The organism is Ruegeria marina, from assembly GCF_900101475.1.
Taxonomy (GTDB): domain Bacteria; phylum Pseudomonadota; class Alphaproteobacteria; order Rhodobacterales; family Rhodobacteraceae; genus Ruegeria_B; species Ruegeria_B marina.
This window is the reverse complement of the sequence record NZ_FMZV01000011.1, coordinates 122,445-141,006: the sequence shown is the minus strand read 5'-3', so window position 1 is coordinate 141,006 and position 18,562 is coordinate 122,445. Positions and strand designations below refer to the sequence as shown.

At 62.6% G+C, this 18,562-nt stretch carries 18 protein-coding genes and 1 pseudogene; 12 read left to right on the top strand and 7 right to left on the bottom strand.

Translation table 11 applies throughout. The annotated features are described in order from the left end of the window. Positions 1-6: 6 nt before the first annotated feature. Positions 7-813 carry an SDR family NAD(P)-dependent oxidoreductase gene (locus BLT75_RS15605; protein WP_093033671.1) on the bottom strand — a complete coding sequence of 269 codons (807 nt, stop codon included), beginning with the start codon at positions 811-813 and terminating at the stop codon, positions 7-9. A 19-nt stretch (positions 814-832) separates the two neighbouring features. Next, on the bottom strand, positions 833-2,581 hold the full coding sequence (locus tag BLT75_RS15600) for an ABC transporter substrate-binding protein (RefSeq protein WP_245706552.1): 1,749 nt from the start codon (positions 2,579-2,581) through the stop codon (positions 833-835). A 306-nt stretch (positions 2,582-2,887) separates the two neighbouring features. Between BLT75_RS15600 and BLT75_RS15595 the strand changes: the two genes are divergently transcribed. The 6 genes from BLT75_RS15595 (at position 2,888) to BLT75_RS15570 (ending at position 9,112) form a co-directional block, all read left to right on the top strand. Further along, positions 2,888-3,835, top strand: coding sequence for a sugar ABC transporter substrate-binding protein (locus BLT75_RS15595; RefSeq protein ID WP_093033665.1), 948 nt, complete (start codon positions 2,888-2,890; stop codon positions 3,833-3,835). 77 nt (positions 3,836-3,912) lie between these two features. Continuing rightward, complete coding sequence (locus BLT75_RS15590; protein WP_093033662.1) at positions 3,913-4,701, top strand: SDR family NAD(P)-dependent oxidoreductase; 789 nt, start codon at positions 3,913-3,915, stop codon at positions 4,699-4,701. Between the two features lie 33 nt (positions 4,702-4,734). Next, entirely contained in the window at positions 4,735-5,709 is a 975-nt protein-coding gene (locus BLT75_RS15585) for an ABC transporter permease (protein ID WP_093033659.1), read from the top strand. Between the two features lie 13 nt (positions 5,710-5,722). After that, positions 5,723-6,724 carry an ABC transporter permease gene (locus BLT75_RS15580; protein WP_093033656.1) on the top strand — a complete coding sequence of 334 codons (1,002 nt, stop codon included), beginning with the start codon at positions 5,723-5,725 and terminating at the stop codon, positions 6,722-6,724. Next, the gene (locus tag BLT75_RS15575; protein WP_093033654.1) at positions 6,721-8,226 is read left to right on the top strand and encodes a sugar ABC transporter ATP-binding protein; all 1,506 of its coding nucleotides are present in this window, start codon (positions 6,721-6,723) and stop codon (positions 8,224-8,226) included. The genes BLT75_RS15580 and BLT75_RS15575 overlap by 4 nt, the downstream gene beginning before the upstream one ends. A gap of 28 nt (positions 8,227-8,254) precedes the next feature. Continuing rightward, positions 8,255-9,112 carry a fumarylacetoacetate hydrolase family protein gene (locus tag BLT75_RS15570; protein WP_093033763.1) on the top strand — a complete coding sequence of 286 codons (858 nt, stop codon included), beginning with the start codon at positions 8,255-8,257 and terminating at the stop codon, positions 9,110-9,112. 293 nt (positions 9,113-9,405) lie between these two features. Here the strand turns inward: BLT75_RS15570 and BLT75_RS15565 are convergent, their stop codons facing one another. The 3 genes from BLT75_RS15565 to BLT75_RS15555 are packed head-to-tail and all read right to left on the bottom strand — an operon-like array spanning position 9,406 to position 11,560. Continuing rightward, positions 9,406-9,789, bottom strand: coding sequence for a hypothetical protein (locus tag BLT75_RS15565; RefSeq protein WP_093033652.1), 384 nt, complete (start codon positions 9,787-9,789; stop codon positions 9,406-9,408). Next, a complete protein-coding gene (locus BLT75_RS15560) occupies positions 9,786-11,111 on the bottom strand; it encodes a recombinase family protein (protein WP_093033650.1) in 1,326 nt (441 codons plus the stop codon). Before BLT75_RS15560 ends, BLT75_RS15565 begins: the two co-directional genes overlap by 4 nt. Continuing rightward, entirely contained in the window at positions 11,108-11,560 is a 453-nt protein-coding gene (locus tag BLT75_RS15555) for a DUF2924 domain-containing protein (protein ID WP_093033647.1), read from the bottom strand. Before BLT75_RS15555 ends, BLT75_RS15560 begins: the two co-directional genes overlap by 4 nt. Positions 11,561-11,659: 99 nt before the next feature. On the opposite strand from BLT75_RS15555, the gene BLT75_RS15550 reads away from it, so the two are divergent. The 6 genes from BLT75_RS15550 (at position 11,660) to BLT75_RS15525 (ending at position 15,445) form a co-directional block, all read left to right on the top strand. Then, the gene (locus BLT75_RS15550; protein WP_093033644.1) at positions 11,660-11,929 is read left to right on the top strand and encodes a hypothetical protein; all 270 of its coding nucleotides are present in this window, start codon (positions 11,660-11,662) and stop codon (positions 11,927-11,929) included. A gap of 300 nt (positions 11,930-12,229) precedes the next feature. Further along, on the top strand, positions 12,230-13,516 hold the full coding sequence (locus BLT75_RS15545; protein ID WP_093033641.1) for a site-specific DNA-methyltransferase: 1,287 nt from the start codon (positions 12,230-12,232) through the stop codon (positions 13,514-13,516). Next, positions 13,513-13,710: a DUF7220 family protein gene (locus tag BLT75_RS15540; protein ID WP_093033638.1), complete on the top strand. Its 198-nt coding sequence runs from the start codon at positions 13,513-13,515 to the stop codon at positions 13,708-13,710. The genes BLT75_RS15545 and BLT75_RS15540 overlap by 4 nt, the downstream gene beginning before the upstream one ends. Further along, positions 13,710-14,135 (top strand): hypothetical protein, encoded by a 426-nt coding sequence (locus BLT75_RS15535; RefSeq protein ID WP_093033635.1) that lies wholly within the window; start codon positions 13,710-13,712, stop codon positions 14,133-14,135. The genes BLT75_RS15540 and BLT75_RS15535 overlap by 1 nt, the downstream gene beginning before the upstream one ends. Then, entirely contained in the window at positions 14,132-14,635 is a 504-nt protein-coding gene (locus tag BLT75_RS15530) for a phage terminase small subunit P27 family (RefSeq protein WP_093033632.1), read from the top strand. The genes BLT75_RS15535 and BLT75_RS15530 overlap by 4 nt, the downstream gene beginning before the upstream one ends. A 78-nt stretch (positions 14,636-14,713) precedes the next feature. Beyond that, the gene (locus BLT75_RS15525) at positions 14,714-15,445 is read left to right on the top strand and encodes a recombinase family protein (RefSeq protein WP_093033629.1); all 732 of its coding nucleotides are present in this window, start codon (positions 14,714-14,716) and stop codon (positions 15,443-15,445) included. A 229-nt stretch (positions 15,446-15,674) separates the two neighbouring features. Here the strand turns inward: BLT75_RS15525 and BLT75_RS15515 are convergent. Beyond that, positions 15,675-16,152, bottom strand: a pseudogene (locus BLT75_RS15515) (DUF411 domain-containing protein). Positions 16,153-16,190: 38 nt separating this feature from the next. Further along, positions 16,191-18,524 carry a heavy metal translocating P-type ATPase gene (locus tag BLT75_RS15510; protein WP_093033623.1) on the bottom strand — a complete coding sequence of 778 codons (2,334 nt, stop codon included), beginning with the start codon at positions 18,522-18,524 and terminating at the stop codon, positions 16,191-16,193. Between the last annotated feature and the right edge of the window lie 38 nt (positions 18,525-18,562).

Genomic DNA, 18,562 nt, shown 5'->3' with positions numbered 1-18,562 from the left:
AGCTCGTTACTTGGTAACCCAACCGCCGTCGACCGAGATCATCTGGCCGGTCATGTAGTCGCTGTCCGAGGACGCGAGGAACGATGCGGTGCCGGTGATGTCTTCGGGATAGGACACCCGTTTGATCACCAGATTGTTGGCCACGATGTCGTCATAGGCCTGACCGGCACGTTCCTTGAAGCCGATCTCGACCAGGTCTTTGTCGAGTTGTTCCCACAGGGGAGTCACAACGACGCCAGGCGCATAACCGTTGACGGTGATGTTATGTTCGGCCAGACCCAGCGCGCCGCATTCGGTCAGCGCCAGACAGCCGTATTTCGAGGTGCAATAGACCGTTACATCAACCAAGGGTTTCTTGGACGCGATGCTGCCTACGTTGATTAGCTTGTATGGTCCGCCCTCGGGGCCCTGCGCGATCATCTGACGGGCGGTTTCCTGCATGCCCAGCCACATCGCCTTGGTGTTGACGTTCATGATCATGTCCCAGTTGTCTTCGTCGATATCCATGAAGAACCGGGGTTTGTTGAGGCCCGCGTTGAACAGACCCACGTTGATCGACCCGAACGCTTCGACCGTGGCTGCCACGGCGCTCGCGTTGTCTTCGCGTTTGGTCACGTCCATTTTGACGGCAATCGCTTTGCCGTTGCCGACGGCGTTGATCCGGTCGGCCACCTTCTGCGCCTCTGCCTGATCAAGGTCTCCAAGGCACACGTTGGCGCCTTGCGCGGCAAAGGCTTCGGCATTGGCGGCGCCCATGCCGCGGGCGGCACCGGTGATCAGTATGTTCTTACCTTTCAGTCGATTGGGGTACATGGTCTCTCCTCCTCGGGTGTCACGGTATTCGGTTTGATTGGATGATGGCGTCGGCGCGGGCCTGTGCCTTGCGCAGCGCGTCGCGCGGGGTGACGATGCCGCGCAGCATGTCGTGGAATTCCTCGCCGCAGATCTGGATGATATCGACAATCTCGGGTACCGGCGGGCGCGGCCAGAATTGCAACTCGTCACGCCAGGACATGGCATCGACCGCCTCGAATATGGACGACGCGCGGCGCACTTCGGGGTCAGACCCGACGGAATAGCGCGGGTTGGTGCGGCTGCCGTTTTGCACATAGAGCTTTTGCGCCTCGGGCGAGGTGAACACGGTCAGCGCCTCTACAGCGGCGGGCACGCGATCTGGGCTCAGGTTGGCCGGGATTCCCAAGACATAGCCGCCAACCGGGGCGACCGGGCTAGCGCCGGGGCCAGAGGGGTGCGGCAAATATCCGGTTTGCCCGCTGGCGGGCGAGCTTTCGTCGAGCTCGAAGTACGGGGCCAGCAAGGTATAGCCATAGGCCATTGCAATGCTGCCTGCCGCGTAGGGGCGAACGCGTTCGTACCACGACATCGACAGAATATCGGGGGGCGAATAGTCCAGCAGTTCCAACAGGAATTCCGCCGCGCGTAGGCCCGCGTCGGTGTCGATGGTTGGCCGGTAGTTGCCTCGCGCCAGGTGATCGGTGTCGAACCCACCGGCGATTTCGGGCAAGTCCAGCACTGGTTGACCAAAGTCCGCCATGGTCATCAAAACAGTGTGCCCCAGCGCGGTGCCGCGCGCCGCGTTCCACGCGATGCCATACCGGCCCCGGCGCGGATCGTGCAGGGTACGTGCGGCAGTCAAAAGCGCGTCGGTGGTTGCCGGGGGTTCCAACCCGGCCTCGGCAAACAAGTCGCGGCGATAGAACAGCAGCTCCGGCGTGGTCTGGGCTGGCACGCCATAGGCGCGCCCACCCCAATGCGCCGCTTTCCAGCCGGCAGTGTGGAAATCCGCCGGATCAAGCCGCACCAGATCCATCACCTGATCCAGCGGCATTAGAACGTTCTTTTCGGCAAACTCGCCGATCCAGGGCAGGTCCACCGCAATGATGTCATAGCGGCTGGCGGGCCGTTCGGCGTTGCGCAGTGCCTCGTCGCGCAGGCGGTCGATGGAAAAGGCGCGTTGTGCAATAGTGGTTCCGATCACCTGTTCGAACTGGCGCTTGAGTGTGTCCATCACCATGAACGTTGGATCGCCATGAACAAGAACCCGCAGGCCGCCCGGCAGTTTCAAAGGCTTTGACAGAACACTGAGCGGCGGGATGGACTGCGCAGCTGAATAGCTGCCGCCGAAATAGTAATCCTTGGTATCCTGTGCCCGCGCCCGCCCACCAAACCGCGTTTCGGCCAAGCGCCGGACCCGCCCGGACAATTGCATCCATTGTTCCAGCAGCTGTTCGCTGGGATGCATGGAAAAGCTTTTGCCGGTCTTCGTGCGGGGGCGCTGTTCGATCAGTCCTGCTTCAACCATTTCCCTGAGCCGGCGGTTCGCCGTGGCATACGGCACGCGGCTGGCGCCAATCATCGAGGTCGGCGTCACCATCTTGCCATCGAAATGGCCCTGCAACAGGTGCATTGCCATGTGCAGATGGGCATTTGGCGCGATGATGTCGAGTGCGCTTTCAAGCTCGTCGTTGAAATCATCCAAAAAGGACAAAATCGCGAGACTCTCGGCCTTCGCCTGAGGCGAAGCCGGTCCGGATTGAATTTGTCCTCCAAGGGCGTTCATGGGTTTAGCGGGTCTCTCTACATTGGCCCTGCGGGGTTCAGGCCGGGAAATGTTCATTTTGAATTTCGACGAGTCGGTCATGCAGCGGCCTCTTTGAAAATGTTCAAGTTGACATCCGGGGCGTATCCCAAAAGTGTCGGATATGGACAATTGTATATCCATTTTGGATACATTGCATGCGTCGCGGTGCAGCGAGAATCGGCAAAGTAGCTTCAGTCGTTCGGTACGCCGAATGCTGCGTCAGTGTCCGGGAGGGGTGCAGGCGCTCAGGGAATGTAACCGGTTCAATCCGGGAGGAGATTACAAATGAAAATTCGCACTGCTCTGGTTGCCAGCACCGCTGTTTTCCTGGCTGGCGCCGCATCCGCCGAAACCATGAAGATCGGCATCACCCAGAATAACGTCGGGGTAGATAGCTATCAGACGACCTACGAAAAGGCCTTCATCGCGGCCGCCGAGGCGAATGCCGATGTCGAGGCTGTCGTGCTTGATGCAGGTGGCGATGTGGCGCGTCAGATCGCCCAGATGGAAGACCTGATACAGCAGGAAGTCGACGCCATCATCATCTGGCCGACCAATGGCGAGGCCGTGATCCCCGCTGTCCGCAAGGCACATCAGGCTGGTATCCCGGTCATCGTGACCAACTCGAACATCGCCGAAGCCGGTTTCGACTTCGTCAAGTCCTTCTCGGGCCCCGACAACATCACCCAGGGTGCACGTTCGGCCGAGATCATGTGCGACAAGTTCAAGGAAATGGGCATCGAGAACGAGGCCCAGGTCGTGCACATCACCGGTCAGCCGGGATACACCACCGCGATCGAACGGGCCAAGGGCTTTGAAGACCGTCTGCCCGAAGTTTGCCCGAACGTGACCGTGGTCGACACCCAGCCGGGCGACTGGAACCGCGAGAAATCCCAGCAGGTGATGGAAGCGTTTCTTGTAAAATACGACGACATCGACGGCGTCTACGCCGGGGACGACAACATGGGCGTCGGGGCTCTGAACGCCGCCAAGGCCGCGGGCCGCGAAGGCATCATCTTTGTCGGCGCCACCAACTTTGCCGTCGGTTACGAGGCAATGGGCGCGGGAGAATACTGGGGCTCGATCTACCAGTCGCCGGTCGACGATGCCGAAGCCGCTCTGAAGACCGCCATCGACGTGCTGGAAGGCAAGGACGTTCCGTTCCTGAACTACTTCGACACGCCGAAGATCACCCAGGACAACATGGGCGACTTCACCAAGCCGGTCTTCTAAGACCAGCCAGCATGCTGCGGGGGTGGTTGGGTCCATGCCCCGCAGATTTTTTTCAGTGACATTCAGGGGGGCACGCCATGGGACGGGTGTCGGATCGCGTCTGTATCGTGACAGGCGCCGCACAAGGTATTGGCCGCGCTATCGGAGAGGCTCTTTTGCAGGAGGGCGCCAAGGTCTGTTTCGCTGACCTGAACGGCGACAAGGTGGCCCAGGTGGCCGAAGCCGCCCGCAGCGCCCACAACGGGCGCGTGACGTCGGCACAAGCGAACGTCACGGACCGCGAACAGGTCCGCGCGATGATTGCGCATACGGTAGAAACCTTTGGCCGTCTTGACGTGAAATTCAACAATGCCGGTGTGAACAAACCGATGAACTTCCTCGATGTGACCGAAGAAAACTGGAATTTCATCATGGGTGTGAACGGTCTGGGCTGCATGATCGGCATGCAGGAGGCCGCGCGCCAGATGATTGCGCAGGGTGGTGGCGGCAAGATCATCAACACGGCGTCCATCGCCAGCCGTCAGGGGTTTGACAATGTCGCGCCCTACTGCGCGTCCAAATTCGCCGTTGTGTCGCTTACCCAGTCGGGCGCGCGCGACCTTGCCAAGCACAACATCACCGTGACAGGCTTTGCGCCGGGCGTTGTGGCCACCGAGATGTGGGAGCAGGTCGATCAGGACCTGATGGAGATCGGGGCCGCTCACCGTCCGGGTCAGGCGATGGAGGAATTCTCGGCAGAGATCCTCAGGGGGCGCGTCGCGACCCCAGATGACATAACGGGAACAACGACGTTCCTGGCGTCGAAAGACAGCGACTACATGACCGGCCAGATCGTGATGATCGACGGTGGCATGACGCTGGTCTGACGGAAAACGCACGGGGACTTCAGGGAGGGGACCATGGCGACACTGACCAAGCAAAAGATCGGCGGCATCCTTGCCAGGCAAGGTATCCTGATCGCCTTTGCGATCTTCATGATCGCGTTCACTCTTGCAAGCGCCAAGTTCCTGAGCGTCGACAACGTGTTCAGCGTCGTTCGGTCCTCGGCCATCCTTGGGGTCATGGCATTGGGGGTGACCTTTGTGGTGATCAGCGGCAATCTGGATCTGTCGGTCGGCTCGATGATGAGCTTTTCGACCATCGTGGTGCTGGATCTGCACGACAAGATCGGCCCGGCGCTGGCCATACCGGCGATGTTTGCCATGACGCTGTGCCTTGGGGCAATCATCGGGTTTCTGGTGGGGTATCTCAGGCTCAATTCGCTGATCGTGACCCTGGGGATGCTGTCGGCTATCCATGGCCTGACGCTGACCTATTCGGGCGGCCAGAACATGGATATCGCCGACAAGGAAGGCACGTGGTTTTCCGTCTTTGGCCAGGGCAGCGCTCTGGGTATTCCGGTGCCGATCCTGATCTTTGTTGGTCTGGCTGCGTTTCTTGGGGTGGTGCTGGCCCGCACGCCGTTCGGTCGCAAGGTCTATGCCGTGGGCGGCAATGGCACCGCAGCCACGTTTTCCGGCATCCGCCGCGCACGGATTGTGTTTCAATGCTACCTGATTTCATCGGCTTGCGTCGCCACCGCCGGTCTTATTCAGGCCAGCCGGTCCTTGGGGTCGCAAAACACCGTTGGGCAGGGGCTGGAGCTTGAGGTTCTGGCCGCTGTGATCCTTGGCGGTGCGTCGCTTCTGGGCGGGTCGGGCACGATCTTCAAGACCGTGATCGGCGTGCTGATCCTTGGATTCATCCAGAACGGCCTTCTGCTGCTCGGTCTGCAATTCTACGTCCAGTTCGTTGTGACGTGGGTCATCATCATCCTTGCTGTCTGGCTCGATATCGCGGCCAAGCGCGGCAAGCTCTTGTCGCCTATAGCTTGAGGGAGTGCTGAATATGCAACCGGGTGCACTGTCCAAAGCGCTGAAAAGCGGCGCGATCTGGGGCTTTATCGTGCTGGAGTTGATCTTCTTCAGCGTGGCGGGGGAATTCCTGTCGCTGTCTGACAAGGCCTTCATGAACTGGGAAAACATGCTGTTGTTGCTGAAACAGTCGGCGCCCATCGGGATCATCGCCATGGGCATGACCATGGTCATGGTCAACGGCAATATCGACCTGAGCGTTGGCGCCACCTTTGCCATCGCCGCGATTGTCCTGTTGGACAGTATGACTTGGCCGATCTTTGCGGGGCTTGGCGACTGGGTGATCCCGGTTGCTTGGCTGCTGGCGCTGCTGGTTGGCACGGCTCTGGGTGCGCTGAACGGGCTGATCGTGTGGAAGACAGGGGTGGATGCCTTTATTGTTACGCTGGGCTCCATGCTGGGCTATCGCGGCGTCGTCTTCATGTTCAACGGCGAAAACCCCACCAGCCACCTGAACTGGACGCTTGTGGACTTTGCCGAAGCCGAATTCCTCGGGCTGGCCACGGCCTCTTGGTTCCTTCTGGCGGTGACGCTGGTGATCTGGTTTCTAACCAAGCACACGGTGCATGGCCGCAACGCCTATGCCATCGGCGACAACCGCGACGCGGCGGTCAATGCCGGTATCCGCGTCGGCCCGCATATGATGATCAACTTCGCGATCATCGGCTTTCTGGCGGCACTGTCGGCGGTGGTGTTCTACTCCGAGAGCGGATCGGTGAACCCCAATGACGGTCAACTGTATGAACTGTGGGTAATCACCGCCGTTGTGCTAGGCGGCACCAAGATCACCGGCGGTGCCGGGTCGGTCATCGGCACCTTTGGCGGCGTCATCGCCATCCAGTTGCTGCGCAAGGGGCTGGGCCATATCGGCGCCGACACCTCGACCGTGAACCTTGTGATCGGCTGCATCCTGATTGCGGTGCTGTTCCTTGATCGACAGCTCAACGTCAAAGGCAAAGAGGAGTTGAAGGTATGACCGATCCGGTTCTGCGTCTCGAAGGCATCGTCAAGACCTTCCCCGGCGTGCGTGCCCTCGACGGTGTGTCCTTTTCCGTCCTGCCCGGCGAAGTTCATGCTCTGATGGGGGAAAACGGCGCGGGCAAGTCCACGTTGATGAAAGTGCTGGGTGGCATCTATCAGCCTGACGGCGGCGAGATTGTCATGGGCGGCGAGACCGTCGTCATGTCCGGCCCGCTGGAAGCCAAATCCAAAGGCATCGTCTTCATCCACCAGGAACTGAGCCTCGCCGAGGAATTGTCAGTTGCCGAAAACATCTATCTGGGCGAGTTGCCGCGCAAATCCTTTGGCCGCGTCGACTGGGCACGGCTGGCCGAGCAGACCAACACCATTCTGAAAAAGCTGAACGTTGGTTTCGATGCCATGACGCGTGTAGGCGATCTGTCCATCGCCAACCAGCAGATGGTCGAGATTGCCCGCGCGCTAACCGTGGATGCCAAGGCGGTGATCTTTGACGAACCCACAGCCTCGCTGACCGATGCAGAAAAGGTAGTGCTCTTCGAAGTGATCGCCGATCTGCAAAAGGACGGGGTTGGGATCATCTACATCTCGCACCGGATGGAAGAGATCTTCAAGATCACCGACCGGATCAGCGTGCTGCGCGACGGCCAGTATCAGGGCACCGTCGAGACCACCGGGACCGACGAGGAAACCGTGACCCAGATGATGATCGGGCGCAAACTGGACCTCAGCCGCAACGCCGCCCATCACGAATTGGGCGCCGTGGCGCTGGAGGTGCGGGGGCTCAGTTGCGGCGACCTCTACCGCGATGTCAGTTTTACTGTACGCCGCGGCGAGGTTGTGGGCTTTTACGGGCTGGTCGGCGCAGGCCGGACCGAGATTGCCGAAACGCTGTTTGGCCTGCGCGTTCCGTCGGCTGGACAGATCCTGCTAGACGGCGAGGAAGTGCACATTCATTCGCCCGCCGATGCGATCGGGAAGGGGATCAGTCTGGTGCCCGAGGACCGTAAGGGGCAAGGGCTGGTCCTGGGCATGAACTGCCGCGATAACATGACCCTGCCGCAGGTCGATGATCTCAGGGCGGGACCGTTTATGGCCGAGGGCGCCGAGGTGGCGATTTTCGACCAATATCGCGACAGGCTGGACATCCGCACACCGGGCTGGCGTCAGAAGGTCGGAAACCTGTCGGGGGGCAACCAGCAGAAGATCGTGATTGGCAAATGGCTATCGATGCATCCCAACGTGCTGATCGTCGACGAACCCACGCGCGGCATCGACGTCGGATCGAAGTCCGAGATCCACAAATTGCTTCGGGAGCTTGCGGCGCAAGGCTATGCGGTGATTGTCATCAGCTCGGAAATGCCCGAGGTGCTGCATGTCTCGGACAGGATTATTGCGATGTATTCGGGCCGCATCATGCGGACGTTCACGAGTGACGAAGTGACCGAAGACAGCCTGATACAGGCGATTTCGGGCCTTGGTGGGGATCGCGAGGCCTGAAGGGCTGCGACAAGTAAACGGAGAGATCATGAAACTGCTTCGCTACGGCGCGCCTGGTGCCGAGAAACCGGGACTATTGGATAAGGATGGCCGCGTGCGCGACCTGTCGCAGATCGTGCTGGATATCGCGGGGGCTGTTCTGGAGCCCGAGGGGCTGGCCGCCCTGCGCGCGCTCGACCCCGACAGCTTGCCGGTGGTTGCGGGTATCCCGCAAGTGGATCTGCGCCTTGGCCCTTGCGTGGGTGGTATCGGCAAGTTCGTCTGCATCGGCCTGAACTACGCCGACCATGCCGAAGAGGCAGGGATGGCTATCCCGCAAGAGCCGATCATCTTCAACAAGTGGACCTCTGCCGTGGTTGGCCCAAATGATGCGATAAGCGTCCCGCGCGGGTCGGTCAAGACCGACTGGGAGGTCGAACTGGGCGTGGTCATCGGCAAACCCGGCGCCTATATCGAAGAGACGGACGCTTTGGATCATGTCGCCGGATTTTGCGTGATCAACGACGTGTCCGAACGCGATTTTCAGCTCAATCGCGCGGGGACATGGGACAAGGGCAAGGGCTGTGACACCTTTGGCCCGACGGGCCCCTGGTTGGTCACACCGGACGAGATCGAAGATGTCAACCAGCTCGACATGTGGCTGGATGTCGACGGCGAACGCATGCAGTCCGGCAGTACGTCGACACTGATCTTCAAGGTGCCGCACCTGATCGCCTATTGCAGCCAGTTCATGAGCTTGCAGCCGGGTGACGTGATCTCCACCGGGACGCCGCCGGGCGTTGGCATGGGCCAGACGCCGGAACGCTATTTGCACGGCGGCGAGGTCGTGACACTGGGAATTGCCGGGCTGGGGCAACAACGGTCACAGGTTCTGCCTGCCGGGTAATGCAACGAAAGGGTGGGTGAACAGCGCCCGCCCAAATGCCTTTTTGCCACTGGTGGAGCATACTGCGTTGTAATGGGCGATATTGGTGCCGATTTGTTCGGTAGTCGGAGTACGCTGCCCTACTTCCTCAGTAGCAGTTGTTTGCCTCGGACGGAATGAACGGCTGGAATGTTTGCGTGAAAGACTCCTTCCTTGGCAGGATTATAGCGCTACCCGTGAATGGTAGCGTTGGCGTGCTGCGTCGCAGCATCCCAAGCGTAATTCGAGTAGCCGGTTTGGGCCATTCACGACGGTCACGACATCTCTTGGACCTGCTTCTCCCACTCGACCGGAAACGGCTCAAGCAGCTGCGTGAGGGTAACCTCCGGTCCCTGTTTCCCGTCCAGACACGCCTCGACAATGTCGGGCGCGAGCAGCGTCAGGCGCAGGACGCGGGTCATGTAGGAGGGTGCGATTCCCTCACGCTCGGCCAGTTCGGCGATGGTGGCGTACTCGCCCGACTCCAGCATGCGCTTCCAGCGGAAGGCGCGGGCCAGCGCCTTGACCAGCGTGTTGTCGGTTCGGCGCGACTGTGTGGCGCCTTCGGGCATCTGCATCTCCTTCCGCCCGCCGCGCTTCACGATACGGAACGGGACATGGAGCGTCACCGTCTCGGGGATCGGTGCGCCGCGGGTCATGCTGCGGCCCCGATGTCGCCCACACGCATTTCGCGGGCAAGGCCGCTGAGACCGTCCACTCGGAGTCGGACGTTCAGCCCGTCCGTGCCGATGTCCACGCGCTCGACAATCAGCGCCACGATGCGCGCCTGCTCTGCAGGGAAGAGCTCATCCCACAGCGGATCGAGCTGCTGCAGGGCCACACGGGCGTCCGCCTCGGAGATGTCGTCGGCGTGAGCCCGCGCCGCCTTCCAGGTTCCCGCAACAATCTCTGGCTGGCGGAACACGGCACGAAGCTGGTCGATGACAGCCTCCTCGATCTCCCCTGCAGGTACGCGGCCCACGGGGCATGACCCGGCACCATGCTTTAGCACGGTCTGACTGACATAGTAGCGGTACAGGCTGTCGCGCTTGCGGGTGTGCGTCGGCGAGAACGCTGCGCCATCGGGACCGAACAGCAGCCCCTTGAGCAGCGCCGGCGTCTCGGCGCGGGTTCGTGCGGCGCGCTTGCGCGGGCTTTCCTGCAGGATGGCGTGGACGCGGTCCCACGTCTCGCGGTCGATGATCGCGTCGTGCTCGCCGGGATAGCTCTCGCCCTTGTGCACCGCCTCGCCGATATAGGCGCGGTTGTTCAGCAAGCGGTAGAGGTACTTCTTGTCGATCCGGTTGCCGCGGGGCGTCCGAAGTCCCCGCGTGCTGACCTCCCGCGCCAGCTCCGTCCCCGAGCCGATCTCGAGGAAGCGGGCGAATATCCAGCGAACATGCGCCGCGTGCTCGTCGTCGACCACCAGTTTCCGGTTCTCGACGCGGTAGCCGTAGGGCGGCACCCCGCCCATCCACATTCCCTTCTTGCGGCTGGCGGCGACCTTGTCGCGGATGCGTTCGGCCGTGACCTCGCGCTCGAACTGGGCGAAGGAGAGCAGGATGTTCAGCGTCAGCCGCCCCATGGAGGTGGTGGTGTTGAACGACTGCGTGACCGAGACGAACGTCACGCCGTTGCGGTCGAACACCTCGACCAGCTTGGCGAAGTCGGCGAGCGAGCGGCTGAGGCGGTCGATCTTGTAGACCACCACAACATCCACCAGCCCGTCCTCAATGTCTTCCAGCAGTCGCTTCAATCCGGGCCGTTCCAGCGTGCCGCCCGAGATGCCGCCGTCGTCATACTGATCGCGGACCAGCACCCAGCCCTCGGATTTCTGGCTGGCGATGTATGCCTCGCAGGCCTCCCGCTGGGCGTGGAGCGAATTGAACTCCTGCTCCAGCCCTTCCTCAGACGATTTACGGGTGTATACGGCACACCGCAGTTTGCGGACGACCTTCGATTTATCCGGCGGCTTCGTCATGTCCGCCCCCTGTGGTTCTTGAGCCCGAAGAACACCCAGCCGTTCCAGCGGGTGCCGGTGATGGCGCGGGCGATGGCGGAGAGCGACTTGTAGGGCCGCCCCTGCCAGTCGAAGCCATCCACTGTGACCGTGACCACATACTCGATGCCCTGCCACTCGCGGATCAGGCGAGTGCCTGTGATCGGCATCAAGTCCGCGCGCATCCTGCTCTTCTTGCGATCGCCGCCGTCGAGGTCCTCGCCCAGCTTTTCCAACCGCCGAACGGTCTCAGGCTTCAACCCGCCATAGGCCAGTTCCTGGCTGCGATAGGCCAGGCGACTTTCGAGGTAGCGGCGGTTGAACGGCGGTGGCTCGCAGTCGAACAACTCGCGCCATTGCGCCTTCAACTCGGATGTTTTTGCCGTTTTCAGCGCGGCCAGGCGCGCGGGGATGGGATCGTGATTGGTCATGCGGTTCTCCGTTTCAAGGTGGTTGCATGACCGCTCTGGTCGGCTGAGTTGTGTAGCGGAAATTCTCCGATACCTGCAGATTGTCCGCTTGACTGCCGGATGGCGGTTCCACCCTCCATCGCCGCAGCCTCGGCCGCCTATTTCGACGAGGAGGATACGGTGGGGCAGTTTCTGCAGGACGAGACCCGCATTGATCCACAAGGCTTCGTGGCCTCAGAGGATCTGATCACCCGATTCAACTTTTGGTCCGAGCGGCAGGGGCTCGCTGCCTGGACACAACGCACTCTGATCAAGGAGTTGAAGCAACGCGGCTTCCAGGATGCGCGCAACAACAGTCATCGGGGCCTGCGCGGGCTCCGTTTAAGGTAGGAATGACAAAAATGACAAAGTACAGACTATCCACCGTATAGGCTTTTTCAGAACTCCCTACACGGGGATAATGGGGAAACTGTCATTTTTGTCACTGCGGCCGCTGATGGCCGGAAAATGTCAGGACTGGCGCGTCAACCCCGAAGGCTTGCGCGCCAAGTAGAGCCAGGAGTTTCGGGACATCGTGTCGGCTCATGTCGGCAAAATGAGGAAATTGTCATTATTACAGTGACTTATCAGCTGTGATATACTGCGAACAAGGCAGTCAGACGGATCAAGGTTATTCCGGACGGGGTGGTGATGGGGCAAGCAGCGGCACTGAAAGAGCAGACATCGGGCGGACTTCCCGGGGCGGCGGCGATCCGGCAAAGTCCGATCGAAGCCCTGATCCCCTACGCAAACAACGCCCGGACGCATTCGGAGGCGCAGGTGGCGCTGATCGCGGGGTCGATCCGGGAGTTCGGCTTCAACAACCCGGTCCTGGTGGATGGGGGCAACGGCATCATCGCGGGTCATGGCCGGGTACTGGCGGCGCGCCAGTTGGGGCTCGCCTCGGTCCCGGTGATCGAGTTGGCACATCTGACGGAGGCGCAGAAACGCGCCTATATCCTCGCCGACAACCGGTTGGCGGAACAAGCAGGCTGGGACCGGGATTTGCTGGCGCTGGAACTTGGCGATCTGGCCGATCTTGGGATCGACCTCGAGGCCCTGGGCTTCGAGGGGGCCGAACTGGACGATCTGCTTGGACATGGACAAGCGGATGCGCGCGAGGAAGCGACCCCCGAGGTGCCCCAGGTGCCGGTCTCGCGCCCGGGCGATCTCTGGGTTCTCGGGTCGCATCGGCTGCTCTGTGGCGATGCGACGGATGCAGCGGCGGTGACACGCCTTCTGAACGGCGTGCGCCCGCACCTGATGGTCACCGATCCCCCCTATGGTGTCGACTACGACCCCGACTGGCGCAACCGGGCAGGCGCGGCGCAGACCAAACGCACCGGCAAGGTTCTGAACGACCATCGGGCCGACTGGCGCGAGGCCTGGGCCTTGTTCCCCGGCGACGTCGCCTATGTCTGGCACGGCGCGCTGCATGCCGCCACCGTGGCCGAGAGCCTCTTGGCGACCGGGTTCGATATCCGCTCGCAGGTCATATGGGCCAAGGACCGGCACGTGCTCTCGCGGGGACACTATCACTGGCAGCACGAACCCTGCTGGTATGCGGTGCGGGGCAAGGGCCACTGGTCGGGTGACCGTCGGCAATCCACCCTGTGGTCGATCCCGAACCGCGATCAGGATGCCACCACGGTGCATGGTACGCAAAAGCCGGTGGAGTGCATGCGCCGGCCGATGCTGAACAACGCAAGTCCCGGCCAGGCGGTGTACGAGCCCTTTTCCGGGTCGGGGACCACGATCATTGCCGGCGAGAGCTGCGGGCGCCATGTCTGTGCGCTGGAACTCGACGCGGCCTATGTCGATGTGGCCGTGCGCCGCTGGGAGGCCTTCACCGGCAAGACGGCGACCCTCGAGGCGGATGGCCGAAGCTTCGCCGAGACAGCCGCCGCACGCGCGGGCGATACGGGGGCAGCGGCATGAGCCAGAATCGCGTCCTGTCCGCGTTCGGGGTCCTGGCGAACGCATTGGTCGGCTGGGCTGTCGCCATCGAGGCGCAGCCGGCGCTGGGTCTGCAAGCCATGCCCTGGCAGCAGGTCACGCTCGGCGTCGGGATCTCCCCGGTCGCGGTGATGCACGGTCATGTCCTGCGGCGCCAGTTCGCGAGGACCGGCTGATGGCGCGCCCGACGATCATGCTGTCGCCCGACCAGGTGCGCGAGGTCGAGACGCTGGCGGCGCTGCTGAGCCAGGATCAGATCGCTGACTATTTCGGGATCTGCCGCAACACCTTCCAGGCGATCTGTGCGCGCGATCCGGAGGTTGATGAGCGGTATAAAAGGGGAAAGGCAAAGGCGATCGCGCATGTGGCCAACGGGCTGCTGCAGAAGGCCCGGTCCGGCTGCACCACTTCGGCGATCTTCTATCTCAAGACACAGGCCGGCTGGCGCGAAGCCAACCGTATCGAGCACACAGGGCCGGATGGCGGTCCGGTGACCTCGGTGGTCCGGGAGATCATCTCGCCCGCCGAAAAGCTGCGGGCGATGCTGGACAAGACGGCCGAGCGCCTCGATGCGGCAAAGCCACTGGTCGGGCGGCAGTGAGAGGACGCAAGCCATATCCCGGCAAGCGCGACGCGCCAAGGCCGCCCGATGCCCTGCCACGCTGCCCGGCGCATCTGACACCCGTTGCGGCCAAGGAGTGGCGCCGGCTGGCAAAACCGCTTTACGACATGGGTGTGCTCTCGATCACCGACCGCGCGGCGCTTGCCGCCTATTGCCAGGCCTGGGCCCGCTGGGTGGAGGCGGAGGAGAAGCTCAGGGAAACGCCGATGCTGATCCGCACCCCCTCGGGCTATGCGCAGCAGTCGCCCTGGCTTTCGATCGCCAACAAGCAGATGGAACTCATGGGCCGATACATGGCCGAACTGGGTCTGACCCCGGCGGCGCGGGCGCGATTACCGGCAAACGCGGTTCCGGATGCGGGCCCGGTGACGGTGTTTCGGGTGCTGTTTCAGGGGGACGACAACAAGTTCCGCGACCAGGACGGCAACATTGTCGAGGATGATGGGGACACCGAGCAGGTCAGACAGAAACTCATGTGAAATCAACGCCATGGGCGCTACACTCCTGCGCCAGAACGCTGTACACATCTGCGCAACCAACGTTTGGCAGATGTGTACATGGTCAACAATGCTGACCCACCTCTCAAATTGATCGCCTACGAGCGGGTTTCCACAGAGAAACAGGGACGCTCCGGGCTCGGGCTCGAAGCACAACGCAAGGCCATCGACGATTTCGCCGAAAGTCGAGGTGGTACTGTCCTGGCTCGCTTCACGGAGATCGAGAGCGGCCGCAAGACGGATCGCCCGAAACTGACGGAAGCCTTGGCACTGACGCGCCTGACCGGTGCCACGCTGGTGATTGCCAAGCTGGACCGGCTGTCCCGCAACGCCGCATTCCTTCTAACGCTGCGGGACTCGGGCGTGAAGTTCCTCGCCTGTGACATGCCCGAGGCGAACAACCTCACGGTCGGCATCATGGCGCTGGTCGCGGAGCAGGAGCGCGAGGCGATCTCGCGGCGCACGAAGGAGGCGCTGGCGGCGGCCAAGGCACGCGGCGTCAGGCTGGGCAACCCGAAGGGGGCGGCTGCGCTCAGGCGGGCGGGGAAGGGCGGATCACCCCTGCGGGCAGCGGTGCAGGAGAACGCGAGCGCCTTTGCGCAGGAACTTGCGCCGGTGATTGACGATATCCGCAGTCAAGGCCATGTCACGTTGCGCGCCATGGCTGCCGAGTTGAACGCCCGCGGTATCCGCACACGACGGGGCGGGCGATGGCATGTGTCGAATGTCCGGAACCTGGTGGAGCGGCAGAACCTGGCTCGAGGCGGCGGCGCGTCGCCCTCGTTCTCGTGATGAGCTTGCTTAGCAGTTGCGCGACGGGTGGTTTTGAGCCAGGTGGGTTCGGGGCTTGTCCGCCGGTTGTCGAGTACAGCCGGGAGCAACAGGCGCGGGCGGCTGAGGACTTGGCTGCCCTGCCGGAGGCCTCGGTGGTCGCGGAGATGCTGGCGGACTACGCTGTGATGCGGGATCAGGTGCGCCTGTGTTCTCGTCCCTGATCAGAAGCGGAGTCGCAGCTTCAAGGTCATGCGGCAGCGTAGCTGGCGAAAATTTCAATCGATCCGTCACGCTGGATCAGGAACACGTCATAGGCCTCGCGCTCGCTTTCCGGCCCCATTCCGGGCGAGCCGTAGGGCATGCCGGGCACTGCGAGGCCGACCGTCGGGACGTTCCACCAGCAGACGGTGAATGTCGGCAGCAGGGACGTGACCCTCGATCATATAGCCTTCCACGCGACCCGTATGGCAGGAGACCATCTCCTGCGGGATGCCGTTGTCCAGCTTGTAGCGCATCAGAAGCGTTCCGGCGCTCGCCTCGGTCGTGACTGCGAAACCGTCATTCGCGAGGATATCGATCCAGGCCGAGCAGCAGCCACAGTTCGGGTCCTTCATCACGTGGATCGACGGACCCACGCCTTGCGTCAACGTCCGAAGGGGCGAGGTGGCCACGAGCGCAGTCGCTCCGACCATGATCGCGCGGCGAGAAATCGTTTCATGGGTCATATGGTTTTCCTTTCCGATTGGTGTGGTGTGCTGACGGGTCAGAGATCGACCCGCCTCAGCCGCAGCGCGTTGGTGATCACCGAGACCGAGGACAGGCTCATGGCCGCCGCCGCGATCATCGGCGAGAGGAGAAGTCCGGTGACAGGGTAGAGCAACCCGGCTGCGATGGGGACGCCAAGAGCGTTATAGGCGAAGGCGAAGAACAGGTTCTGCTTGATGTTGCGCAGGGTGGCGCGGGCGAGCTTGCGTGCCCGCACGATGCCCATCAGGTCGCCGCCCAGCAGGGTGATGCCGGCGCTTTCCATCGCCACATCCGCGCCCGTGCCCATGGCGATGCCCACATCAGCTGCGGCCAGCGCCGGGGCGTCGTTCACTCCGTCGCCCGCCATCGCGATCTTGTGGCCATCGCGGCGCAATTGGTCGATCAGGTCCTTCTTCGCCTCGGGCAGGATGCCCGAGCGCACCTCGTCGATGCCGAGTTTTCCCGCCACCGCCTGCGCGGTGCGCTCGTTGTCGCCCGTGGCCATTATGACTCGCAGACCCTGGGCATGCAGTTCTTGGATCGCCTGTGCGGTGCTGTCCTTGATCGGGTCGGCGACCGCCACGATCCCGGCCAGCGCGCCATCAACCGCGATGAACATGGCCGTCTTACCTTCGGCGCGCAGGGTGTCGGCCTGCGCCTCGGCGGCGCCCGTGTCCAGGTCCATCTCCCGCATCATCGCCGCGTTGCCCAGCGCCACCGCGCGGTCGCCGACCCGGCCCTGCACGCCCTTGCCAGTGACGGCTTCGAAGTCGGCGGCCTCCTGACGCGGGGAGCCCTGTGCTTCGGCGCCGTCGACGATCGCCTCGGCCAGCGGGTGTTCCGAGCCGCGCTCGAGCGCCGCAGCCAGCGACAGCAGCTCCGTCTCGCTCAAATTCCCAAGCGCGACCGTATCCGTAAGCTTCGGCTTGCCCATGGTCAGGGTGCCGGTCTTGTCGACGATCAGCGTATCGACGCCCGCCATGCGCTCCAGCGCCTCGGCGTCCTTGATCAGCACGCCCGCCTGCGCCCCGCGCCCTGCGGCCGTTGTGATGGAAATCGGCGTCGCAAGGCCAAGCGCGCAAGGGCAGGCAATGATGAGGACCGAGACGGCGGATGCTATGGCGAAGACCAGCGCGGGTTCTGGGCCGAAAATCATCCAGACGATGAAGGCTATGATGGCAATGGCGACCACGGTTGGCACGAAGACCGCCGACACCCGATCCGCCAACCCCTGTATGGGAGCGCGGGACCGTCGCGCGTTCGACACCATGGCCACGATCTGTGCGAGCACCGTATCCGCGCCAACCTTGCCCGCCTCGATTACCAGGCTGCCGTTCTTGTTGATCGTGGCCCCGGTCACATCATCGCCCGGACCTTTTTCCACTGGCATCGACTCACCAGTCAACATGCTCTCGTCCAGCGAAGACCGGCCCTCGATCACCGTCCCGTCGACCGGGACCGCGTCGCCGGGGCGCACGCGCAGCCGGTCGCCCTCCATGATGTTCTCCAGCGGGGCATCATATTCGGTGCCGTCCGGCAGGATGCGACGGGCGGTCTTGGGTGCAAGGTCTAGAAGCGCACGGATCGCGTCGCCTGTGCGCTCTCGTGCGCGCAGTTCCAGCACCTGGCCCACGAAGACCAAAGTGACGATGACCACGGCCGCCTCAAAGTAAGTGCCGACGCCGTGTCCCATCCGGTACTGTTCGGGGAAAACCCCCGGTAGGAAGGTCGCGAAGATCGAATACAGGTACGCCGCCGCCACGCCGAGGCTGATCAGCGTCCACATGTTGGGGCTGCGGTTCATGATCGAGTCCCAGCCGCGCCGGAAGAACGGCAAGGCCGCCCAGAGGATGATCGGCGTCGCCAGCATGAATTCGAGATAGCTCGCCGTCTGGTGCCCGATCCAGTCGCGCACCGGCAAGGCGACCAGTTCGCCCATTGTCAGGATGACAAGCGGCACCGCCGCCGCAGCGGAAATCCACATGCGCCGCGTGAAGTCGGTCAACTCCTCGCTGGGCTCGTCCGTCGGCACCATCGGTTCCAGCGCCATGCCGCAGATCGGGCAGGACCCCGGCGCATCGCGGACGATTTCGGGATGCATCGGACAGGTGTACTGGACATTGGCCGGTGCAGCCTTCTTCTGCCCGGACGCGCGGCCGGAGGCGTAGAACCACGGATCCGCCTTGAACTTCGTCTGGCACTTCTCCGAGCAGAAATGGAAGGTCTCGCCATGGAACTCAGCGTGACGCCCATCGGGTTTGATCGCGACCGTCATCCCGCAGACCGGGTCTTTCGCCGTCTCTGTCCCCGCCGGAATGTCGGGCGTCGCGTAATGGTGATCATGCTCCATGGTCTGCCAGCCTTTCGATCTCTTGTTTCAGCTTGCGG

Bases quoted from the DNA above. Each gene is read 5' to 3' on its own strand.
- BLT75_RS15605 (WP_093033671.1), bottom strand. From the start codon at position 813: ATGTACCCCAATCGACTGAAAGGTAAGAACATACTGATCACCGGTGCC.
- BLT75_RS15600 (WP_245706552.1), bottom strand. From the start codon at position 2,581: ATGAACGCCCTTGGAGGACAAATTCAATCCGGACCGGCTTCGCCTCAG.
- BLT75_RS15595 (WP_093033665.1), top strand. From the start codon at position 2,888: ATGAAAATTCGCACTGCTCTGGTTGCCAGCACCGCTGTTTTCCTGGCT.
- BLT75_RS15590 (WP_093033662.1), top strand. From the start codon at position 3,913: ATGGGACGGGTGTCGGATCGCGTCTGTATCGTGACAGGCGCCGCACAA.
- BLT75_RS15585 (WP_093033659.1), top strand. From the start codon at position 4,735: ATGGCGACACTGACCAAGCAAAAGATCGGCGGCATCCTTGCCAGGCAA.
- BLT75_RS15580 (WP_093033656.1), top strand. From the start codon at position 5,723: ATGCAACCGGGTGCACTGTCCAAAGCGCTGAAAAGCGGCGCGATCTGG.
- BLT75_RS15575 (WP_093033654.1), top strand. From the start codon at position 6,721: ATGACCGATCCGGTTCTGCGTCTCGAAGGCATCGTCAAGACCTTCCCC.
- BLT75_RS15570 (WP_093033763.1), top strand. From the start codon at position 8,255: ATGAAACTGCTTCGCTACGGCGCGCCTGGTGCCGAGAAACCGGGACTA.
- BLT75_RS15565 (WP_093033652.1), bottom strand. From the start codon at position 9,789: ATGACCCGCGGCGCACCGATCCCCGAGACGGTGACGCTCCATGTCCCG.
- BLT75_RS15560 (WP_093033650.1), bottom strand. From the start codon at position 11,111: ATGACGAAGCCGCCGGATAAATCGAAGGTCGTCCGCAAACTGCGGTGT.
- BLT75_RS15555 (WP_093033647.1), bottom strand. From the start codon at position 11,560: ATGACCAATCACGATCCCATCCCCGCGCGCCTGGCCGCGCTGAAAACG.
- BLT75_RS15550 (WP_093033644.1), top strand. From the start codon at position 11,660: ATGGCGGTTCCACCCTCCATCGCCGCAGCCTCGGCCGCCTATTTCGAC.
- BLT75_RS15545 (WP_093033641.1), top strand. From the start codon at position 12,230: ATGGGGCAAGCAGCGGCACTGAAAGAGCAGACATCGGGCGGACTTCCC.
- BLT75_RS15540 (WP_093033638.1), top strand. From the start codon at position 13,513: ATGAGCCAGAATCGCGTCCTGTCCGCGTTCGGGGTCCTGGCGAACGCA.
- BLT75_RS15535 (WP_093033635.1), top strand. From the start codon at position 13,710: ATGGCGCGCCCGACGATCATGCTGTCGCCCGACCAGGTGCGCGAGGTC.
- BLT75_RS15525 (WP_093033629.1), top strand. From the start codon at position 14,714: ATGGTCAACAATGCTGACCCACCTCTCAAATTGATCGCCTACGAGCGG.
- BLT75_RS15510 (WP_093033623.1), bottom strand. From the start codon at position 18,524: ATGGAGCATGATCACCATTACGCGACGCCCGACATTCCGGCGGGGACA.